Genomic DNA, 19,795 nt, shown 5'->3' with positions numbered 1-19,795 from the left:
CTCCTCAGGCTTCGGCGTTGGCTTTGATCAGGCGGTCATAGGCGTCCTGATTCAGCAGTTGGCCAACTTGGCTGGCGTCGGCGGGCTTGAATCGGAAAAACCAGCCTGCGCCCATCGGATCTTCGTTGACCAGTTCCGGATTGCTTTCCAGGGCCGGGTTCACTTCGAGCACTTCACCGTCCAGCGGCATGTACACACCGCTGGCGGCTTTCACCGATTCCACGGTAGAGGCTTCGTCACCCTTGGCGTAGCTTTGCAGTTCCGGTAACTGAACATAGACCACATCGCCCAAGGCGTTCTGGGCAAACGCCGTGATACCGACTGTAACGCTGCCGTCGGCTTCAGTGCGCAGCCATTCGTGATCTTCAGTGAAACGCAACTCGCTCATGGAAACTCCTGGGGCCAGATTCGTCTGGTGGACGCGAAGAAAGGCGCGGGGCTTGGCCCGGCCGAATGGTTATATCCTTAGCAAGAATGCGGCCAATGCTAATAAATACTTAAATATCAATGAGTTGCTTTGTTCTGTCGAAAGCTAAACGTATTGAGCTGTAGCGAAATCGCTACAGCTGTGCGCCTGGAAAAAATCGTTGTGGGATCAAAGCCTTGCGCGGCGCGGCTTAGCGGCAAGTGTATCGATATCGTTCCGCTGTAGCGCTTTCAGTACAGGTGGAGGTCGGTTTTGAGCCAGGTTCCAAAGGCGCCGCAGGCCCAATGTGGGAGCGAGCCTGCTCGCGATAGCGGTGGGTCAGCCAGCACTGATGTTGACTGATACACCGCTATCGCGAGCAGGCTCGCTCCCACAGGGGGGCGGCGGTGGCTTACAGCTTGCCGGAAATCCCGTACTTGCGCAGCCGATGGGCAATCGCGGTATGGGAGGTTTGCAGGCGGCTGGCGAGCTGGCGGGTGGAGGGGTAGGTGACGTAGAGGCTTTCGAGCAGGTGTTTTTCGAAGGCTTCGACAGCTTGTTCAAGGCTCTCGACTTCCACGTCACCTTGGCGCGCTACGGAGGTACCGGCAATGTCCAGGTCGCCAATGTCCACCAGGCTGCTTTCGCAAATGGCTGCGGCCCGGAAGATTACGTTCTGCAGTTGCCGCACGTTGCCCGGCCAGCGGTTGCCCAGCAGCGCCGGGTAGGTGCCAGGCGCCAGGCGGCAGACCGGGCGCTGGATCTGCGCACAGGCCTGCTGCATGAAATAGCGCGCCAGCAGCAAGATGTCCTGGCCGCGCTCACGTAGCGGCGGGACTTCGACGTTGAGCACGTTCAGGCGATAGAACAGGTCTTCGCGGAACGAGCCTTCGCTGACCATTTTTTCCAGGTTGCGGTGGGTCGCGCTGAGGATCCGCACGTTCACCTTGATTTCCCGGTCGCCGCCGACCCGGCGGAAGCTGCCATCGTTCAAGAACCGTAGCAGTTTGGCTTGCAGGTAGGGTGACATCTCGCCGATTTCATCGAGAAATACCGTGCCCTGGTTTGCCAGTTCCATCAGCCCCGGCTTGCCACCCCGTTGCGCGCCAGTGAAGGCGCCGGGGGCGTAGCCAAACAGTTCGCTTTCGGCCAGGTTTTCCGGCAGCGCGGCGCAGTTCAAGGCCAGGAACGGCGCGCCATGACGAGCACTGATGGCGTGGCATGCCCGGGCGACCAGCTCTTTGCCGGTGCCCGTTTCGCCCTGGATCAGCAAAGGCGCATCCAGCGTTGCCACTCGCTGGGCCCGGGCCTTGAGGGTGCGGATCGCCGGGGATTCGCCCAGCAGCGCGTCAAACCCTTCAGCGTGGTCGTGGTGCAGCGCGGACAGGCGTTCGCCGATGCGATTTGGCTGATAGAGGGTCAGCAACGCACCGGCATTGGTGATGGGCGTGGCGTCCAGCATCAAGGTCTGGCCGTTGAGGGTGATTTCCCGCAGCGGCAGGCGGAAGCCGTTCTCCAGCAGGGTGCCCAGCAAGGCTTTGTCACCGAACAACTCGGCCACGCTTTCCCCGGCCGGTTCACGCCCATACAGGGCGATCAGCGCCGGGTTGGCCAGCAATACGTTGCCAGCGCTGTCCAGGGCCAGCACCGGGTCGGTCATGGCCGCGAGCAGGGCGTCGAGCTGCAAGTGCCGACGCTGGCCCGGCAGGATGTCCACCACGGTAACCGCCTGCACGCCCTGCACGCTGAACAGCGCCTCGCGTAATTCGTCCAGCACCTGCGGGCTGAGGGTCGGGGCGTCGATGTAGACGTTGGGCGGCACCATCTCCACCGCATCCAGATTGAGATTGCGCCCACCGAGCAAGGCCAGGACTTCCTGGGTAATGCCGACGCGGTCGATGAAACTGACGTGGATACGCATGGGGCGGTTCTGGGTTCTGGAATGCGGAGGGTGGCAAGTATGCCTTGGGGCGGGCTATTGGTGAAATCCTGGTGCATGACTTGAGGCTGTACAGAGAACCCCTGTGGGAGCGAGCCTGCTCGCGATAGCGGTGAATCAGTCAGCCTCTGTGTTGAATGCTAATGCGCATCGCGAGCAGGCTCGCTCCCACAGGGATCTCGATGAGGCCAATATGGTTTACAACCCCACATCCCACTCCGGCGTTTCGGGAAATTTGAGCACCAAAAAATCCAGCAGGCTGCGTAGCGCCGACGGCATGTGTTTGCGTGAGGCATACACCGCGTAGATGTTCATCCGGCGCGGTTCGGCGTGGGTCAGCAGGCGGATCAGCTCGCCGCTCTGGATGTGCGCCCCGGCCTGGTAGCTGGGCAGCATCGCCACGCCGGCGCCGGCCATGGTGGCTCGCAGCAGGGTGCTGGCCTCGTTGGCGCTGATGTTGCCCTGCACCGGCACTGAGACCTGTTCGCCGTCCTGCTCGAAATGCCACAGGCTCTTGCCGAAGTAGGAGTGGGTCAGGCAGTTGTGCCGGCTCAGGTCCTCGACCCGCCGTGGCGCCGGATGTTCGCGCAGGTAAGCGGGCGAGGCGCAGATCACCGAGCGACAAACCGTCAGGCGTCGGGCAATCAGGTTCGGGTCAAGGTCGTTGCTCATGCGGATCGCCAGGTCGATGCGTTCGTCCACCAGGTTCACCGTGCGATCGAGCATTTGCAGGTCGATGCTGACCCCTGGATAGCGCCTGACGAACTCGGCCATGGCCACCGCCAATTGGGCCTGGCCGAACGAGGTGCTGGCGCTGATGCGCAGCATGCCCCGTGGCGCGTCGTTCGGCGTACTGACGGCGGCCTGCATGTCGCCGGACAGTTCCAGCATCTGCCGACAGCGCGGCAGGGTTTCCAAACCCGCAGCCGTCAGGCTCAGCTTGCGGGTGGTGCGGTGCATCAGCCGGGCACCGACCCAGTCTTCCAGTTCCGCCAGATACCGTGAGACCACCGGTCGTGACAGGTCCAGGTGCTCGGCCGCCGCCGACTGACTGCCCAGTTCCACCACGGCGACGAACACTTGCATTGCTTGTAGACGATCCATGATTTGCCCGATTTCAGAAACAAACTATGTCCAAGCATCGCATTTTTTGAAACGAGTCAGGTCACTAAGCTCCGTTCATTCCCAATCGGGCCTTTGCACAACGGAGCACAACATGATCGGATCCACCTTATTCAAGCGTCTGCTGCTGGCAAGCGCTTCGATGGTTTTGGCGGCCAACAGCTGGGCAGCCGAGCTTGCGCTGGATGTCTACAACCCCGGCGCGGCGGCAATTTTCCCGGTGACCTCGGTATTGGTCAGTGGGGAAAAAGAGGTGGTGTTGGTGGACGCCCAGTTCGGCAAGTCCCAGGCCGAACAGTTGGTGCAGAAGATTCGCGCCAGCGGCAAACAATTGACCACGATTTACATCAGCCATGGCGATCCCGACTACTATTTTGGTCTGGAGACCCTGACCGCCGCGTTCCCGGATGCCAAGGTGCTGGCGTCTGCGCCGACCGTCGAACACATCAAGCACACCATGGACGGCAAGTTGAAATATTGGGGGCCGATCCTCAAGGCCGAGGCGCCGACTAAAGCGATTGTGCCTCAGGTACTCCAGGGCGATAGTCTGACCCTGGAGGGCAAGCGCTTGCAGGTCATTGGTCTTGATGGCCCGCAACCGGACCGCAGCTTCGTGTGGATCCCGTCGATCAAGGCCGTGGTCGGCGGCGTGGTGGTGGCCGAGAACATTCACGTCTGGATGGCCGACACGCAGACGCCGCAGTCCCACAAGGACTGGCTGGCGACTCTGGAAGGCATTGAAAAACTGCAACCGAGCACGGTGATTCCGGGTCACTACTTGGGTGACAGCGCCCGTTCCCTGGCCCCGGTGCGTTTCACCGCCGGTTACATCAAGGCCTTCGACGAAGAAACCGCCAAGGCCAAGGATTCCGCCGCGCTGATCAGCGCCATGAAACTGCGATATCCGGACCTGGGTGAAGACAGCTCCCTGGAACTGAGTGCCAAGGTGGTGAAGGGCGAGATGAAGTGGTGACAACCCTGATTCCAGGGTAGCGGATGCGCTTTTTGTGGCGAGGGAGCTTGCTCCCGCTGGGCTGCGAAGCGGCCCCAATGCCAGCAAACAGGTTGCACCTGATACACCGCATGAGCCGTTTTGCGGCTGCTTCGCAGCCGAGCGGGAGCAAGCTCCCTCGCCACAAACGTGTTCATGACGCCAAGACGCTTTCAAGCAACAGCTTCAATAGCCCCTATGTGTGATCACTGGAGAACACCATGAGCAGAATCGCAATCATCGGCGCCACCGGGCGCGCTGGCAGCCAACTGTTGGAAGAGGCCTTGCGCCGTGGTCACAGCGTGACGGCCATTGCCCGTAACACCGCGAAAATCGGCGAAAGGGCCGGAGTGGTCAGTAAGCAATTGGACGTATTGGACAGCGAGGCGTTGATAGCCGCCATCGACGGGCACGACGTGGTGATCTGCGCCGCCCATTTCGCCACCGTGCCGGCCGACAAGCTCGTTGCGCCGGTGAAAGCCGCCGGGGTCAAGCGCTTGCTGGTGGTGGGCGGGGCCGGTTCGTTGCTGCTGCCGGACAATAGTCGCGTGATCGACAGCGAAGGCTTCCCGGAGGAATACCTCGCCGAAGCCAGCGCCGGTGCATTGTTCCTGGATGTGCTGCTCAAGGAACAGGACCTGGACTGGACCTTCCTCTCGCCCTCGGCGGAGTTCGTCGAGACCGAGCGCACCGGTCAGTTCCGTATTGGCAAGGATCACCTGCTGTTCGACGCCACCGGGCGTAGCTGGATCAGCTTTGCCGATTACGCCATTGCAATGATCGATGAAGTGGAGACGCCGCAGTTTTCGCGGCAGCGCTTTACCGTCGGTTATTGATCTTGCACGACCTGCACGACCTCTCTGACCTGCGCGAACTGTAGGAGCTGCCGAGTGCAACGAGGCTGCGATCTTGCCCCTGGCAATTGAGTCGCGAGCGAAAGATCAAGATCAAGATCAAGATCAAAAGATCGCAGCCTTCGGCAGCTCCTACGGGATTCTCATCCACACGCTGACCAGTACCGTCGCCGCCATCAGCCACGCCACTGCCGCCACGGCCAGCGAAGCCTCGAGGCGCATACGGTCGACCATCACATACAGTGTCGCCAAGTACACGAAGTAGGGAATGATCGACCACATGCCAAACACGATGGTGGTCTTCAGGTCGTCCACCGACCGGCCCTTGCCAACAATGTAGTGGGCGATCAGGGCGAAGGTCGGGAACAACGGCACCAGCCCGGCGATGTAATAGTTTTTGGTCTTGGCGAGCATCGCCAGGATCACCACCACGGCTGCACCCAGCGCTGCTTTGAAAATAAGGTCCACAGGTTTACTGCCCCAGGTTAATGGCTAAGGCCATATTTTTTGACTTTGTCGAACAGCGTGGTCTTGGCCATGCCCAGCTCGAGACTGGCCTGGGTCAGGTTGCCACCGCTGCGTTGCAGGGCGTCCACCAGCAGGTTGCGTTCAAAGGCTTCCACCGCTTCGGCGAAGGCCAGGCCCTGGCTGGCGCCGCTGGCCCCCGACTTCTTGAAGGCCGGCAGGCCGAGTGCATAACGCTCGGCGACGTTGCGCAGTTCCCGCACGTTGCCCGGCCATTCGTGGCTCATCAGGTTGGACAGCGTCTGGTTGTCCAGCTCCGGCACCGTACGGTCGAAGCGCAGGGACGACTGCTGAAGAAAGTGCTCGAACAATTGCAGAATGTCTTCGCGGCGCTCGCGCAGTGGTGGCAGTTCCAGGGTCACCACGTTGAGGCGGTAGTACAAGTCGCTGCGAAACTGTCCGGCCCGGCCCAGTTCATCCAGGTCGGACTTGGTGGCGGCGATGACCCGGCAATCCACGGCCACGCTTTGGTTCGAACCCAGGCGCTCAAGGGTGCGTTCCTGCAACACTCGCAGCAACTTGATCTGCAAGGGCAGGGGCATGCTTTCCACTTCATCGAGAAACAGCGTCCCACCGTCAGCGTGCTCGATCTTGCCGATCCGCCGTTTGCCAGCGCCGGTAAAGGCATTGGCTTCGTGGCCGAAAATCTCGCTTTCGAACAGGTTCTCCGGCAGGCCGCCGCAGTTGAGCGCGACGAATTGTTTGCTGTGACGTCGGCTGAAATCGTGCAGGCAGCGCGCGACCAGTTCCTTGCCAGTGCCGGTTTCACCTTCGATCAGCACGTTGGCCGAGGTGTCGGCCACGTTGGCGATCAGCTCTCGCAGGTGTTGCATGGCCGGTGAGCGGCCGATGATCCGGCCTTCCAGAGAGTCGCGTTCGGCCAGTTGCCGACGCAGCGATGAAACCTCCCGGGCCAGGCTGCGCTGCTCCAGGGCGCGGCGTGCGACGTCCACCAGACGTTCGGGGGAGAAGGGTTTCTCCATGAAGTCATAGGCACCTTTTTGCATGGCGCCGACGGCCATGGAGATGTCCCCGTGCCCGGTGATCAGCACCACCGGCAGGCTGCGGTCCCGGGCCTTGAGGCGGGTCAGCAGCTCAAGACCATCGATGCCCGGCAGGCGAATGTCGCTGATGACGATGCCGGCAAAGTCATCGCCGACCCGCTCCAGGGCCTCTTCGGCGCTGCCCACGCCGATGCAGGGAATGTCTTCCAGGGTCAGGGCCTGCTGGCAACCCAGCAGGACATGGGGGTCGTCTTCGACGATCAGTACGCTCAGGTCGTTGTTCATGGCTGCTCGGCAGGTAAAGGGCTTACCAACGGTAAACTGAGGGCAAACGTGGTTCCACCTTCGGTCGGATGTTCGACCCCCAGATGCCCGCCCGCGGCGGCGGCCAGGCTCGCCGAGAGGGTCAGGCCCAGGCCCAGGCCCTGTTCGCCGGGTTTGGTGGTGAAGAAGGGTTCGAACAGATGCTTGCGCGCCTCGGGATCGATGCCATGACCGTTGTCCCGCACTCGCAGGCGATATTTGCCATCCGAGGCATTGCCTTCAAGCCACAGCCGCGGCTCGGGTTGGGTCTGCATGGCGTCCAGGGCGTTGCCGATCAGGTTCACCAGAATCTGCTCAAGGCGCGTCTGGTCGATCTGCACCTGTACATCGTCAAAACCGGCATGCACTTCGATGTTCAGGCTTTCGAGGCGGCCGCCCAGCAGTTGCAGCGCGGCTTCGACCGCCTTGCCGAGGCTGGCCCGGCCCTGGTCGTCCCCGCGCCGGGCAAAGGAGCGCAGGCTGGCAGTGATCCGGCCCATGCGGTCGATCAGGTCGTTGATGGTCTTGAGGTTGGCGCTGGCGATATCCAGCTGGCCACGCTCCAGGAAGCGTACGGTGTTGCCGGACAAGGTGCGCAGCGCGGCCAGCGGCTGGTTGAGTTCATGGGCGATGCTGGTGGACATCTGGCCGATGGCCGCGAGTTTACCGGCCTGCACCAGTTCGTCCTGGGCCCGGCGCAAGGTCTCTTCGGCCTGCCGCCGTTCGCGGATCTGACCCTTGAGCCGTTCGTTGCTGGCCCGCAGGTCGGTGGTGCGTTCGGTAATCCGACGTTCGAGCTGGTTGTTGGCTTCCTGCAAGGCTTCCCGGGCGGCGAGACGGGTGGCGATAACCTTGCGTCGCTCGTTCCAGGCGATCAGCAGGAACGCCACCAGCGCGAAGGCCACGGCCACCAGGATGCCCTGGTTGATCGCCTGGCGACGCAGGTCTTCAAGTGGCGTCAGCAGGGTGAAATTCCAGGGTGTGTCGCTCAAGGGGCGGGTCTGTGACAGGTAACTGATGGCCCGTTCGTCGGACACCAGTTCGGCGTTGGCCGGGAAGGTCAGTTTTTCCATGCCTTCGGCCAGCCGTTCCCGAGCCAGGGGAATCAGCTCGTTCAGTGGGAACCAGTAATATTGCAGGCTGCGGGCCAGGCGTTCCTTGGTTTCGTCGCTCAGCGGGCGCACGGACTTGAGCCGGCGCGCCGGGTCGCTGGACAGAATGATGATGCCATTCTCGTCGCTGACGAAAGCTTCCAGGCGCGCTCGCTGCCAGCGTTCTTCCATGGCTTCGAGGCGCACCTTGACCACGGCGACGCCGATGATCTTGCCCTGTTGTTCCAGGCCATGGGCCAGGTAGTAGCCAGGCTCGCCGCTGGTGCTGCCGATGCCATAGAAGCGCCCCGGTTGGCCGCGTACGGCGTTCTGGAAATAGGCGCGAAAGGACAGGTCTTCACCCAGGTAACTGTCGACGTCGCGCCAGTTACTGGTCGCCATGACCCGGCCTGTGGTGTCCATCACGTACACGGCCCGACTGCGGCTGCGCCGGTTCAGGCCTTCGAGGTATTCGTTGACAGTCTTGCGGTGCTCGGGCGTCGGGTCGTCGAGCAGTTGCGAAACGCTGGACTCAAGCTCCAGCAGGCTCGGCAGGTAGGTGTACTTGCTGATCTCGCTCTCGACCGCGCGGGCGTGCAGCTCCAGCTGACGCTCACCGTTCTCGCCCAGGTTGCGAATGCCGTAGTGCTCACTGATCCAGAAGCCGAGGTAACCCAGGCCGATCATCAGGGCAATGATCAGCGGCGGCAGGAACAGATGGCGAATCAGACGGGGCTTCACGGCGAGTGATGGCGGCGCGGCGCGATAGAGAGTGGGGTCGCATTTCATCACAGAAGCCTTGGGTCAACCACAACACTTACCGAAGTATCAGCGCAGTCCCTTGTGGGAGCGAGCCTGCTCGCGATAGCGGACTGACAGTCAACATCAAGGCTGACTGTACTGGCCTCATCGCGAGCAGGCTCGCTCCCACAGGGGAACTGGTGTTGTTTAGTGCTGCAGGATTTTCTCAAGGAAGTGCTGCGCACGTTCGGAGCGGGCGCTGATGTCGCCGAAGAACTCTTCCTTCTCGCAGTCTTCGATGATCTGGCCCTGGTCCATGAAAATCACCCGGTTTGCCACTTTGCGGGCGAAGCCCATTTCGTGGGTCACGCACATCATGGTCATGCCTTCGTGGGCCAGTTGCACCATCACGTCGAGCACTTCGTTGACCATTTCCGGGTCAAGGGCCGAGGTCGGTTCGTCGAACAGCATCACGATCGGGTCCATCGCCAGGGCACGGGCAATCGCCACGCGCTGCTGTTGGCCGCCGGAGAGCTGGCCCGGGTGCTTGTGGGCATGGGCCGACAGACCGACCCGCTCAAGCAGTTGCAGGCCTTTCTGGGTGGCTTCTTCCTTGCTGCGGCCCAGCACCTTGATCTGCGCGATGGTCAGGTTTTCGGTGATGGTCAGGTGTGGGAACAGCTCGAAGTGCTGGAACACCATGCCGACGCGCGAGCGCAGTTTTGGCAGGTTGGTCTTCGGGTCGGCGATGGACGTGCCGTCGACCACAACGTCACCTTCCTGGAACGGCTCCAGGGCGTTCACGCACTTGATCAGCGTGGACTTGCCCGAACCCGACGGGCCGCACACCACCACAACTTCACCCTTGCTGACCTCGGTGCTGCAATTGGTCAGTACCTGGAAGTCCCCATACCACTTGTTGATGTTCTTGATAGAGATCATACGGCGAACCTTTTTTGCAGACGCTTGACCAGCAGCGAGGCGGCAAAGCTGATTGTGAAGTACACGAGACCTGCAACGATCAGGAACTCATGGGAGCGGCCGATGATGTCGCCATTGGCCCGCGAAGCATTGAGGAAGTCCACCAGGCCAACCGTGTAGACCAGCGAGGTGTCCTGAAACAGGATGATGCTTTGTTGCAACAGCAACGGGGTCATCTTGCGAAACGCCTGGGGCAGGATGATCAGGCGCATGGTCTGGCCATAGTTCATGCCCAGCGCCTGGGCGGCGCCCATCTGACCCTTGGGGATCGACTGCACGCCGGCCCGCACGATTTCGCAGAAGTACGCCGCTTCGAACATCATGAACGCCACGACGCAGGAACCGAACGCACCAATCGGTGTGTCTTCGCCGGTGATCCAGCGCAGCACGAACGGCACTGCCAGGTAGAACCAGGTGATGACCAGCAGCAGCGGGATCGAGCGGAAGTAGTTGACGTACGCGCCGGCGATGCTGGAGATCAGCTTGTTGTGGGACAGGCGCATCAGCGCCAGGATCGTCCCCAGGATGATCCCGCCGACCACACCCAGGGCCATCAGCTTGAGGGTCATCACCATGCCGTTCCACAAACCGGGAATGGCCGGGATGATGCCTGTGAAGTCGAGTTCCATTATTTACCCCCCACGGAGATCAGGCCGGGCACCGCGACTTTCTTCTCGACCATGCGCATGAGCAGCATCAGGCTCATGTTCAGGGTGAAGTAGATCAGCGTCGCCAGGGTGAAGGCTTCGAACAGGTTGGCGGAGAACTCGGCGGTCTGTTTGGTCTGCGCGAGCAGTTCCATCAGGCCGATCAGCGAGGCCACGGAGGAGTTCTTGAAGACGTTCAAGAATTCCGAGGTAAGCGGCGGAATGATGATCCGGTAGGCCTGGGGCAGCAGGACGTTCCAGTAGATCTGCGGCAACTTGAAGCCCATGGCCCTGGCTGCGGCTTCCTGGCCGCGCGGCAACGCCTGGATACCGGTGCGAACCTGTTCGCAGACCCGGGCGGCAGTGAACAGGCCCAGGCACACGACGACGCTCAGGTAGGCCGAGGTGGTCGGGTTCAGGTCCTGCTTGTACCATTCCTGCAGGTCCGCAGGCAGCAGGTCGGGCACCAGGAAGTACCAGATGAACAGCTGAACCAGCAGCGGCACGTTACGGAACAGTTCCACGTAGCCGGTGGCGATACCGGACACCAGCCGGTTCGGTACGGTGCGCATCACGCCCAGGACCGAGCCCAGCAGTAGGGCGATGATCCAGGCCACGATGGCGATGGCGATGGTCCAGCCCAGGCCGGCCACGTACCAGTCGAGATAAATCTCGCTGCCGATGCCGGTGGACTTGAAGAACACGCCCCAGTCCCAGTTGTAATTCATTAGGGTCTCCCCTCAGATCGATCGATATGCAAATACCCGCCTGGGGAAACTCCATTCCCACCTGACCCTTGAGGGGCAGGCACACGCGATCGGCTCGACAGCCACCGGTTCGAGTGTTTCCAGATATGCCAGCAGGGAGTGACCATCCCCTGAAAGCGCAAAAGCACCTTCAGGGGACAAGGTTAGTCAGAAATCAGGATTTCTTTTCGTCGGCCGCTTTGTCGGTCGGTTCGGCGATCAGCTTCTTGAGCTCTTCGCTCATCGGGAAGTTCAGGTTCAGGCCTTTTGGCGGGATTGGCTGCATGAACCATTTTTCGTAGATCTTGTTGATTTCGCCAGAAGCGTAGGTGGCCTTGATGGCGTCATCGACAGCCTTTTTGAACGGCTCGTCACCCTTGCGCATCATGCAACCGTAGATTTCGAAGGACTGCGGAGTGCCGGTCACGGCCCAGTCGGCGGGTTTCTTGGCCTTGGCCATTTCACCGGCCAGCAAGGCGTCGTCCATCATGAAGGCAACGGCGCGGCCGCCTTCGAGCATGTTGAACGATTCGCCATGGTCCTTGGCCGAGATCACGTTCATGCCCATTTGCTTGTCAGCGTTCATGGACTTGAGGATGCGCTCGGACGTGGTGCCGGCGGTGGTCACGACGTTCTTGCCTTTGAGGTCGTCGAAATCCTTGTACTTGGAATCTTTCTTGGCCAGCAGCTTGGTGCCGATCTCGAAGATGCCCACGGAGAAGTCAACCTGTTGCTGACGCTCGACGTTGTTGGTGGTGGAACCGCATTCCAGGTCCACGGTGCCGTTTTGCACCAGCGGGATACGGGTTTGCGAGGTAACCAGGTTGTACTTGACCTGCAGGTTCGGCACGTCCAGCTCTTTTTTCAGGGCTTCGACGACTTTCAACTGAATGTCGTGGGAGTAGCCGACCGGTTTGCCGGACGCGTCGGCGATGTAGGAAAACGGAATGGAAGCGTCGCGATGCCCGAGCGTAATGACGCCGGACTCTTTGATCTTTTTCAGCGTGCCGGTCAGTTCGGCGGCGAAAACCGGAGTGCTGATCAGAGCGGCAGCAATGGCTGCGCCCAGGAGATGGGGAACGATGCGCATCGATATTTCCTCGACATTGTTTTTCTTATTCAGCCGGTTCGTCGGCCCTGAGTGCTTCGAAGTACCTGGCAGCTCCTGTTGTGTTGGCATGCAGGTATTTCGTCTCGAAGGAGTGTAGAGCATGAGTCGTGCCAGGCCAGTCGACTGTCATTAACTTTATGTTTTTAAAGGTAATTAATGTTTTGTTTGATGTTTTCGACAGGCTGTTTATCCGGTTTGCCGAATTGACTGGCGGGTTGTGTTCGGAAAACCGAATGGCTCTAGGGCCTAACACCAATCCACTGTGGGAGCGAGCCTGCTCGCGATAGCGGTATGTCAGACCCGTTGATGTGGAGTCCTATGGCCTCATCGCGAGCAGGCTCGCTCCCACATGGGGTCAGCGGAAGGTCCAGATAGCAAAAGCCCCTGAATCGCTGGATTCAGGGGCTTCGGGTTTAGCAGGCTATCGTTCAGGCCGCTTCGATCTTGCGACGGTTGTGCTCCACCTTGTCCAGGTATTGCTGCAGCTTTTGCTGTTCGGCCTCGGTGGTGAACAAGCCCAGCTTGCTGCGGCGCCACAGGATGTCCTGGGCATCGATGGCCCATTCATCGCTGCACAAGTAGTCGACTTCCCGGGTGTAGAGGCCAGCACCGATGTGTTCGCCCATGTCACCGAGGCTGTGCACGCCTTCAAGCATGCGCCAGGTGCGGCTGCCGTAGGTGGTGGCCCAGCGGCGGGCGAGCTCGGTCGGTACCCAGTCGAATTTGTCGCGAATGGCCGAGCACAGCGCTTGCGGGGTGCTCATGTTTTCGCCGCCGGGGAGGGTGGCTACCGCAGTCCAGCTCGGGCGCATTTGAGTAAAATACGGCGCCAATTGCGCCATGGCCGATTCGGCCAGTTTGCGGTAGGTCGTCAGTTTGCCGCCGAACACCGACAGCAGCGGGGCCTCTTCGCCACTGCCCGAGAGCGCCAGGGTGTAATCCCGGGTGACGGCCGAGGGATTGTCGGATTCGTCGTTGCACAACGGACGCACGCCGGAATAGCTGTGCAGGATTTCGTCGCGGCTGATCTGCTTCTTGAAGTGAGCGTTGACCACTTTGAGCAAATAATCGGTTTCGCCTTCGGTGATCGCCACTTTGGCCGGGTCGCCGGTGTATTCGCGGTCGGTCGTACCGATCAAGGTGAACCGGTTCAGATACGGAATGGTGAAGACGATGCGCTGGTCTTCGTTTTGAAGAATGTGCGCGTGCTCGCCTTCGTAGAGTTTCGGCACGATCAGGTGGCTGCCCTGGATCAGACGAATGCCATAAGGCGATTCCAGCTTCAGGTCGTCGCGAATGAACTTGGCAACCCAGGGACCGGCAGCATTCACCAGTGCCTTGGCACGGATCGAAAACAGACTGCCGTCGGCGCGTTCCAGATGCAAATGCCACAAGCCTTTACTGCGGCGGGCGTTCACGCAGCGTGTACGAGTGTGGACATGGGCGCCTTTTTCCCGGGCGGCCATGGCATTGAGCACCACCAGGCGCGCATCGTCGACCCAGCAGTCGGAATATTCGAAACCTTTGGTGATTTCACTTTTCAGCGCGCTGTCGGCACCGAATTTCAGGCTTTTGGAACCGGCAAGCTGCTCGCGCTTGCCCAGGTGATCGTAGAGGAACAGGCCGGCGCGAATCATCCAGGCGGGGCGCAAGTGCGGGCGGTGGGGCAATACGAAGCGCATCTGCTTGACGATGTGCGGAGCCTTGGTCAACAGCACTTCGCGCTCGGCCAGCGCTTCGCGCACCAGGCGGAATTCGTAATGCTCGAGGTAGCGCAGGCCGCCATGGATCAGCTTGCTGCTGGCCGACGAGGTATGGCTGGCCAGGTCGTCCTTTTCGCAAAGGAACACCGAAAGACCGCGCCCCGCAGCGTCCGCGGCAATCCCCACGCCGTTAATACCACCGCCAATGACGGCGACGTCGTAAACCTCTGCGAGAGGGGGCGTAGGCAAGGTAGAAGTGGGCATCGGCTGGCCTCGGGCTCTTTTTTCGAAATTTTTGAATTCGAACATTAATGTTCATTTGCGAAAATACTAGCCCATAAACACCGCAACAGCCAGCCGTCTTCGATTGAAAATACTGATCAAAGGAAGCTGAAAGGAAAATTTTCGAACACGAAGAGAGATGAAGCCGACAGGGAGGTATTGGTGGCGAAGGGATTTGTGGGAGCAAAGCTTGCTCGCGAAACAGGCGCCTCGTTTCATGGAGAAACCGTGTCGCCTGTTTCGCGGGCAAGCCTTGCTCCCACAGCGGCCTTGCCACAGGGTATTGGGAAAGGCGTTAAACCACTTCCAGCCGAATCTTGTGCTGGCTCAGCAATTGCGCCAGGGCCGGCACCGGTTGCTGGTCGGTCACCAGGCAATCGATCAGGCTGATCGGCCCCAGTCTGACCATGGCGTTGCGTCCGAATTTGCTGGAGTCCGCCGCCAGCAGCACTTGCCGGGCGTTGGCGATGATCGCTTGGGAAACCCGCACTTCCTGGTAGTCGAAGTCCAGCAGGCTGCCGTCTTCATCGATCCCGCTGATGCCCACCAGGGCGAAGTCGACCTTGAACTGGTTGATGAAGTCGACGCTGGCCTGGCCTACCACCCCTCCGTCACGCCTGACGTTGCCGCCGGCGATCAAGACTTCGAAGTCGTCTTTGGCGCTGAGGATCGAGGCCACATGCAGATTGTTGGTGATGACCTTCAGATGGTTGTGGTTGAGCAGCGCCCGGGCGATGGATTCGGTGGTGGTGCCGATGTTGATGAACAGCGAGGCGTGATCGGGAATCTGGGCGGCGATGGCTTCGGCGATGCGCTGTTTCTCGTCGCGCATCTGATCGGCGCGCATGGCGTAGGCAGTGTTTTCAACGCTCGAATCATAGGCGGCGCCGCCGTGGTAGCGACGCAGCAGGTTCAATTCCGCCAACTGATTGATGTCGCGGCGGATGGTTTGCGGGGTGACGACGAATAGCTGCGCCATTTCCTCGATGCTGACATAGCCGCGTTCGCGGACCAGCTCGAGGATTTGCTGCTGACGGGGAGGCAGATTCATGGGGCTTCCTTTGGGCTGCCATACAAAATTTGCCCATGATGCCGCAGGAATCCCCTCCCGACCAGTTTCACACCCTCGCCGTACCCAGCTTCGGCTTATTCAGCGTCTTCGTGAGGCTCCCAGTCGCGGGTGCGGCTGACCGCTTTCTGCCAGCCGGCGTAGAGTTTTTCCTTGGCCTGCTCGTCCAGTTGCGGTTCGAATTCGCGCTCAATCACCGCCTTGCCGCGCAGCTCTTCCAGGCTGCTCCAGAAACCGCACGCCAGGCCGGCCAGATAGGCGGCGCCCAAGGCTGTGGTTTCACGCATTTTAGGGCGTTCGACCCGGGTCCCTAGAATGTCCGCCTGGAATTGCATCAGGAAGTTGTTCGCTACCGCGCCGCCGTCTACGCGCAGGGCCTTGAGGCGTTCGCCAGAGTCCTGTTGCATGGCATCGAGTACGTCGCGGGTCTGGTAGGCAATCGATTCCAGCGCTGCACGAATGATGTGGTCGACCCGCACGCCGCGGGTCAGGCCGAACAGCGCGCCACGGGCATAGGGGTCCCAGTAGGGTGCGCCCAGGCCGGTGAAGGCGGGCACCAGGTACACGCCGTTGCTGTCCTTGACCTTGTTGGCGAAGTATTCGGTGTCGAGGGCGTCGTTGATGATTTTCAACTCATCGCGCAGCCATTGCACGGTGGAGCCACCGTTGAACACCGCGCCTTCCAAGGCGTAGGCCACTTCGCCGCGGGGGCCGCAGGCGATGGTGGTGAGCATGCCATGATTGGATTTGACCGCTTTGTCGCCGGTGTTCATCAGCAGGAAGCAGCCGGTGCCATAGGTGTTTTTCGCCTGGCCTGGCTCGACGCACATCTGGCCGAAGAGGGCGGCCTGCTGGTCGCCGGCGATGCCGCCGATGGCGATGCCGCTCTTGGTGCGGCCATAAATTTCCGAGGACGACTTCACTTGCGGCAGCATTTCGCGAGGGATGTCGAGAATCTCGAGCATCTTCGCGTCCCACTCCAGCGAGTGGATATTGAAGAGCATTGTGCGCGAGGCGTTGGTGTAGTCGGTGACGTGGACCTTGCCGCCAGTAAATTTCCAGATCAGCCAGCTGTCTACGGTGCCAAACAGCAGTTCACCATTGCGCGCACGTTCGCGGCTGCCTTCGACGTTGTCCAGGATCCACTTGAGCTTGGTGCCGGAGAAATACGGGTCGGTGACCAGGCCGGTGGTTTCGCTGATGTACGGTTCGTGGCCGTCACGCTTGAGCTGCTGGCAAATTTCGGTGCTGCGCCGACATTGCCAGACGATGGCGTTGTAGATCGGCCGGCCGGTGGTCTTGTCCCAGACCACGGTGGTTTCGCGCTGGTTGGTGATGCCGATCGCGGCGACCTGGTCATGATGCAGCCCAGCCTGGGCTAGGGCTTCCACCATCACCGCGCTCTGGGTGGCGAAGATTTCCATCGGGTCGTGTTCGACCCAGCCGGCCTGGGGGTAATGCTGGGCGAATTCGCGCTGGGCGGTGCAGACCACATTGGCGTCACGGTCGAAAATGATCGCCCGCGAGCTGGTCGTACCCTGGTCGAGGGCAATGATGTAGTTCTTGTTCTGAATGTCGGTCATGTCGATTGCCTTGGGACGTAAATAATGGGTGAGGCCATGGCGCACGCTGAGTTGGGCAGAAACGTGCGCCCACTGTTTCAGGACGTTCTGGGTTTGCCGTCAATGGCCGCTTTTGCATCCTCTGTAGCAGCCGTGGCGCTGGGCAAATGGCGGGCAATCAACCCGCGATAGGCCGCAGCGCCCAGGCATGCACCCACGATCGGTGCGAAAATTGGAACCAGGAAGTACGGGATGTCGCGTCCACCCGTGAGGGAAATTTCACCCCAGCCGGTGAAGAAAGTCATCAGTTTAGGGCCGAAGTCCCGTGCCGGGTTCATCGCGAAGCCTGTCAGCGGACCCATTGAGCTACCAATCACCGCGATCAGCAGGCCAATCAGCAGCGGCGCCAGCGGGCCGCGAGGCAACCCATTGTTGTCATCGGTCAGGGACATGATCACGCCCATCAAGATGGCGGTGATGATCACCTCTACTAGAAAGGCCTGGCCGGTGGACAGCGCCGGATGCGGATAGGTGGAAAATACCGAGGCCAGCTCAAGGCTGGCTTCAGTACCACGAATCATGTGTCGGGACTGTTCGAAATCGAAGAATAGATTGCTGTACAGCGTGTAGACCAGCAGCGCGCCACAAAAGGCGCCGGCCACCTGGCAAATAATGTAGAAGGGCAACTTACGCTTTTCAAAGTCGGTGAAAATACACAGGGCGATGCTGACGGCAGGGTTCAGGTGTGCGCCGGAAACGCCGGCGCTGAGGTAGATCGCCATGCTGACACCGACACCCCAGATGATACTGATTTCCCACAGGCCGAAACTCGCACCCGCGACCTTGAGCGCTGCAACGCAGCCGGTACCGAAAAAAATCAGCAGGGCAGTCCCCAGGAATTCGGCCAGGCATTGGCTGGAAAGGGGTGGCTGTTGTAAAGCAATTGTCATTCAAACCTCGGTTTTTGTTGTTGTCTGGCGCGACCGATAAAGCCCGATCGCGCGTTTATCGTCGAGGCAGGATCCTCATCCTGAACTCGGGGTGTTGTTTGAGACCTGCGTTTGTGTTTTCAGTTTCGAAAAAATATAGACAAGAAACGCTGGTGTCAAAGGTCGAAAGTGAACCATTGGTCACATTTAAACTATTCGTGGCGTGAATGACTGTTTCGCTGACGCGACGTCACTGGGGTTGGCAGCCCAGTTCCAGCGCCTTTTGGCCGACGATGACTTAGAATCCGGCCACTCTTATTCGATTTTCCTCAGGAGTGATCATGACACCGGCATTGGATCTGCTTAAAAAAGTGCGCGCCGAGCATCGCATTCACAGTTATGAGCACGATCCCAAGGCAGCCTCCTATGGCTTGGAAGCGGCAGAAAAGCTTGGACTGGATCCGGCGCAGGTCTTCAAGACGTTATTGGCCGCCAGCGAAAAAAATGAGTTGTTGGTGGCGGTGGTGCCTGTGGCCGGCAGCCTGGATTTGAAAGCCCTGGCCCATGCCGCCGGCGTAAAAAAAGTCGAGATGGCCGACCCCGCGGCCGCCCAGCGTTCGACCGGTTATCTGCTCGGCGGCATCAGTCCGTTGGGGCAGAAAAAACGTCTTCGCACGTTTATCGACCGTTCTGCCCAGCCGTTTGCCAGCATCTTTGTCAGTGCAGGAAGGCGGGGGTTGGAGGTAGAGCTGGCGCCTGCGGTGTTGGCCGAGCATACCGGGGCGACGTTTGCGGATATCGGGCGTGCTTGAGCCCAGCGGTGGGCGGGAACAAGTACCGTCGCCACAGGGGTGTAAGGCTTAAGCTTGCCGGGGGCTTCAGGGCTGTAGGGTGAAAATTCGTCGGATCTGTCACTGGAAAAACACTGTCTCGCCACCTCATGCTCATGCATCAATAACAAGGAGAAGTGCCATGCAGCTTGCGTTTCATCAAGTCGATGCGTTCAGTGATCGGCCGTTTGGCGGCAATCCGGCGATGGTCTATCGGCTCGACGCCTGGCTGGCCGATGACTTGATGCAAAGGATCGCCGCCGAACATAACCTGGCTGAAACGGCTTTTCTGGTGCGTGAAGGCCAGCATTGGCATATCCGCTGGTTCACGCCCACCACCGAGGTGCCGTTGTGCGGGCATGCCACCTTGGCCAGCGCCCATGTGCTGTTCGAGGTCTATCACGAAGCCGTCGAGCGACTGGACTTTATCTGTCGATCCGGGGCGTTGAGCGTCACTCGCGAAGGTGATCGGCTATGGCTGGATTTTCCAGCCATCCTCCCCAGCGAGTTGGGTGCGTCCCTGGTGGTCCAGGCTGCCCTGGGTGTGGAAGCGGTGGACGTGTTGAGCTCCAACGAACTGTTCGTCGTGCTGGAGTCGGAACAGGCGGTGCTCGATTGCAAGCCGGACATGGCGGCCTTGGCGAAACTGCCGTGGCCGGGCGCAATCGTGACTGCGCCGGGAAGTCGGCATGATTTTGTCTCGCGTTATTTCGCCCCGGCGATTGGCATCAATGAAGACCCGGTCACTGGCTCGACTCATTGCAGCCTGATTCCCTACTGGTCCAGGCGCCTGGGCAAGCTGGGGCTGACGGCTTTTCAGTGCTCGGCCAGGGGCGGCGAACTGTTTTGCCGACTGGAGGGGGAGCGGGTGAAGATTGGTGGGAATGCGACGTTGGTGGCCAGTGGGACGTTGATGTTGGGGGGAGCCGGTAACCTCATCTCAAATCTCTGAGGTCAAA

18 protein-coding genes are annotated in these 19,795 nt (G+C 60.4%); 4 read left to right on the top strand and 14 right to left on the bottom strand.

Annotated features, from left to right (window positions below; genetic code table 11):
* Positions 1-4: 4 nt before the first annotated feature.
* The 3 genes from gcvH to MA884_RS15370 form a co-directional block, all read right to left on the bottom strand.
* Complete coding sequence (gcvH, locus tag MA884_RS15380) at positions 5-388, bottom strand: glycine cleavage system protein GcvH (RefSeq protein ID WP_256231322.1); 384 nt, start codon at positions 386-388, stop codon at positions 5-7.
* Positions 389-818: 430 nt separating this feature from the next.
* Positions 819-2,327 carry a sigma-54-dependent transcriptional regulator gene (locus MA884_RS15375; protein WP_256231321.1) on the bottom strand — a complete coding sequence of 503 codons (1,509 nt, stop codon included), beginning with the start codon at positions 2,325-2,327 and terminating at the stop codon, positions 819-821.
* 216 nt (positions 2,328-2,543) lie between these two features.
* Positions 2,544-3,449: a LysR family transcriptional regulator gene (locus MA884_RS15370; protein ID WP_256231320.1), complete on the bottom strand. Its 906-nt coding sequence runs from the start codon at positions 3,447-3,449 to the stop codon at positions 2,544-2,546.
* A gap of 112 nt (positions 3,450-3,561) precedes the next feature.
* Here MA884_RS15370 and MA884_RS15365 point away from each other — a divergent pair, with 112 nt between their 5' ends.
* Both MA884_RS15365 and MA884_RS15360 read left to right on the top strand, forming a co-directional pair.
* Positions 3,562-4,440: an MBL fold metallo-hydrolase gene (locus tag MA884_RS15365; protein WP_256231319.1), complete on the top strand. Its 879-nt coding sequence runs from the start codon at positions 3,562-3,564 to the stop codon at positions 4,438-4,440.
* A gap of 239 nt (positions 4,441-4,679) precedes the next feature.
* A complete protein-coding gene (locus MA884_RS15360; RefSeq protein WP_256231318.1) occupies positions 4,680-5,294 on the top strand; it encodes an NAD(P)-dependent oxidoreductase in 615 nt (204 codons plus the stop codon).
* 150 nt (positions 5,295-5,444) lie between these two features.
* On the opposite strand, the gene MA884_RS15355 is transcribed toward MA884_RS15360, so the two are convergent.
* From MA884_RS15355 to MA884_RS15305, 11 genes are all read right to left on the bottom strand, one after another.
* Complete coding sequence (locus MA884_RS15355; protein WP_256231379.1) at positions 5,445-5,771, bottom strand: GlpM family protein; 327 nt, start codon at positions 5,769-5,771, stop codon at positions 5,445-5,447.
* A 26-nt stretch (positions 5,772-5,797) separates the two neighbouring features.
* On the bottom strand, positions 5,798-7,126 hold the full coding sequence (locus MA884_RS15350; protein WP_256231317.1) for a sigma-54 dependent transcriptional regulator: 1,329 nt from the start codon (positions 7,124-7,126) through the stop codon (positions 5,798-5,800).
* Entirely contained in the window at positions 7,123-9,024 is a 1,902-nt protein-coding gene (locus tag MA884_RS15345; RefSeq protein ID WP_256231316.1) for a sensor histidine kinase, read from the bottom strand. Before MA884_RS15345 ends, MA884_RS15350 begins: the two co-directional genes overlap by 4 nt.
* A gap of 159 nt (positions 9,025-9,183) precedes the next feature.
* Positions 9,184-9,918 (bottom strand): amino acid ABC transporter ATP-binding protein, encoded by a 735-nt coding sequence (locus MA884_RS15340; RefSeq protein WP_256231315.1) that lies wholly within the window; start codon positions 9,916-9,918, stop codon positions 9,184-9,186.
* Positions 9,915-10,586: an amino acid ABC transporter permease gene (locus tag MA884_RS15335; protein WP_186658909.1), complete on the bottom strand. Its 672-nt coding sequence runs from the start codon at positions 10,584-10,586 to the stop codon at positions 9,915-9,917. Before MA884_RS15335 ends, MA884_RS15340 begins: the two co-directional genes overlap by 4 nt.
* Positions 10,586-11,332, bottom strand: coding sequence for an amino acid ABC transporter permease (locus MA884_RS15330; RefSeq protein ID WP_256231314.1), 747 nt, complete (start codon positions 11,330-11,332; stop codon positions 10,586-10,588). Before MA884_RS15330 ends, MA884_RS15335 begins: the two co-directional genes overlap by 1 nt.
* Positions 11,333-11,525: 193 nt before the next feature.
* Positions 11,526-12,440, bottom strand: a complete 915-nt coding sequence (locus MA884_RS15325) for a glutamate/aspartate ABC transporter substrate-binding protein (protein ID WP_256231313.1) — start codon at positions 12,438-12,440, stop codon at positions 11,526-11,528.
* A 449-nt stretch (positions 12,441-12,889) separates the two neighbouring features.
* Positions 12,890-14,428, bottom strand: coding sequence for a glycerol-3-phosphate dehydrogenase (glpD, locus tag MA884_RS15320; protein WP_256231312.1), 1,539 nt, complete (start codon positions 14,426-14,428; stop codon positions 12,890-12,892).
* Positions 14,429-14,741: 313 nt separating this feature from the next.
* The gene (locus MA884_RS15315) at positions 14,742-15,497 is read right to left on the bottom strand and encodes a DeoR/GlpR family transcriptional regulator (RefSeq protein WP_047227030.1); all 756 of its coding nucleotides are present in this window, start codon (positions 15,495-15,497) and stop codon (positions 14,742-14,744) included.
* Between the two features lie 95 nt (positions 15,498-15,592).
* Complete coding sequence (gene glpK / locus MA884_RS15310; protein ID WP_256231311.1) at positions 15,593-17,098, bottom strand: glycerol kinase GlpK; 1,506 nt, start codon at positions 17,096-17,098, stop codon at positions 15,593-15,595.
* Positions 17,099-17,175: 77 nt separating this feature from the next.
* Positions 17,176-18,027, bottom strand: coding sequence for an MIP/aquaporin family protein (locus MA884_RS15305; protein ID WP_256231310.1), 852 nt, complete (start codon positions 18,025-18,027; stop codon positions 17,176-17,178).
* Positions 18,028-18,347: 320 nt separating this feature from the next.
* On the opposite strand from MA884_RS15305, the gene ybaK reads away from it, so the two are divergent.
* Complete coding sequence (gene ybaK, locus MA884_RS15300) at positions 18,348-18,818, top strand: Cys-tRNA(Pro) deacylase (protein WP_256231309.1); 471 nt, start codon at positions 18,348-18,350, stop codon at positions 18,816-18,818.
* A 160-nt stretch (positions 18,819-18,978) separates the two neighbouring features.
* Positions 18,979-19,788: a PhzF family phenazine biosynthesis protein gene (locus MA884_RS15295; RefSeq protein WP_256231308.1), complete on the top strand. Its 810-nt coding sequence runs from the start codon at positions 18,979-18,981 to the stop codon at positions 19,786-19,788.
* Positions 19,789-19,795: the final 7 nt, after the last annotated feature.

Source organism: Pseudomonas sp. Q11 (assembly GCF_024494355.1).
Taxonomy (GTDB): Bacteria; Pseudomonadota; Gammaproteobacteria; order Pseudomonadales; family Pseudomonadaceae; genus Aquipseudomonas; species Aquipseudomonas hefeiensis.
Note: the sequence above shows the minus strand (reverse complement) of the source record. Positions and strands in the feature narration are given on the sequence as shown.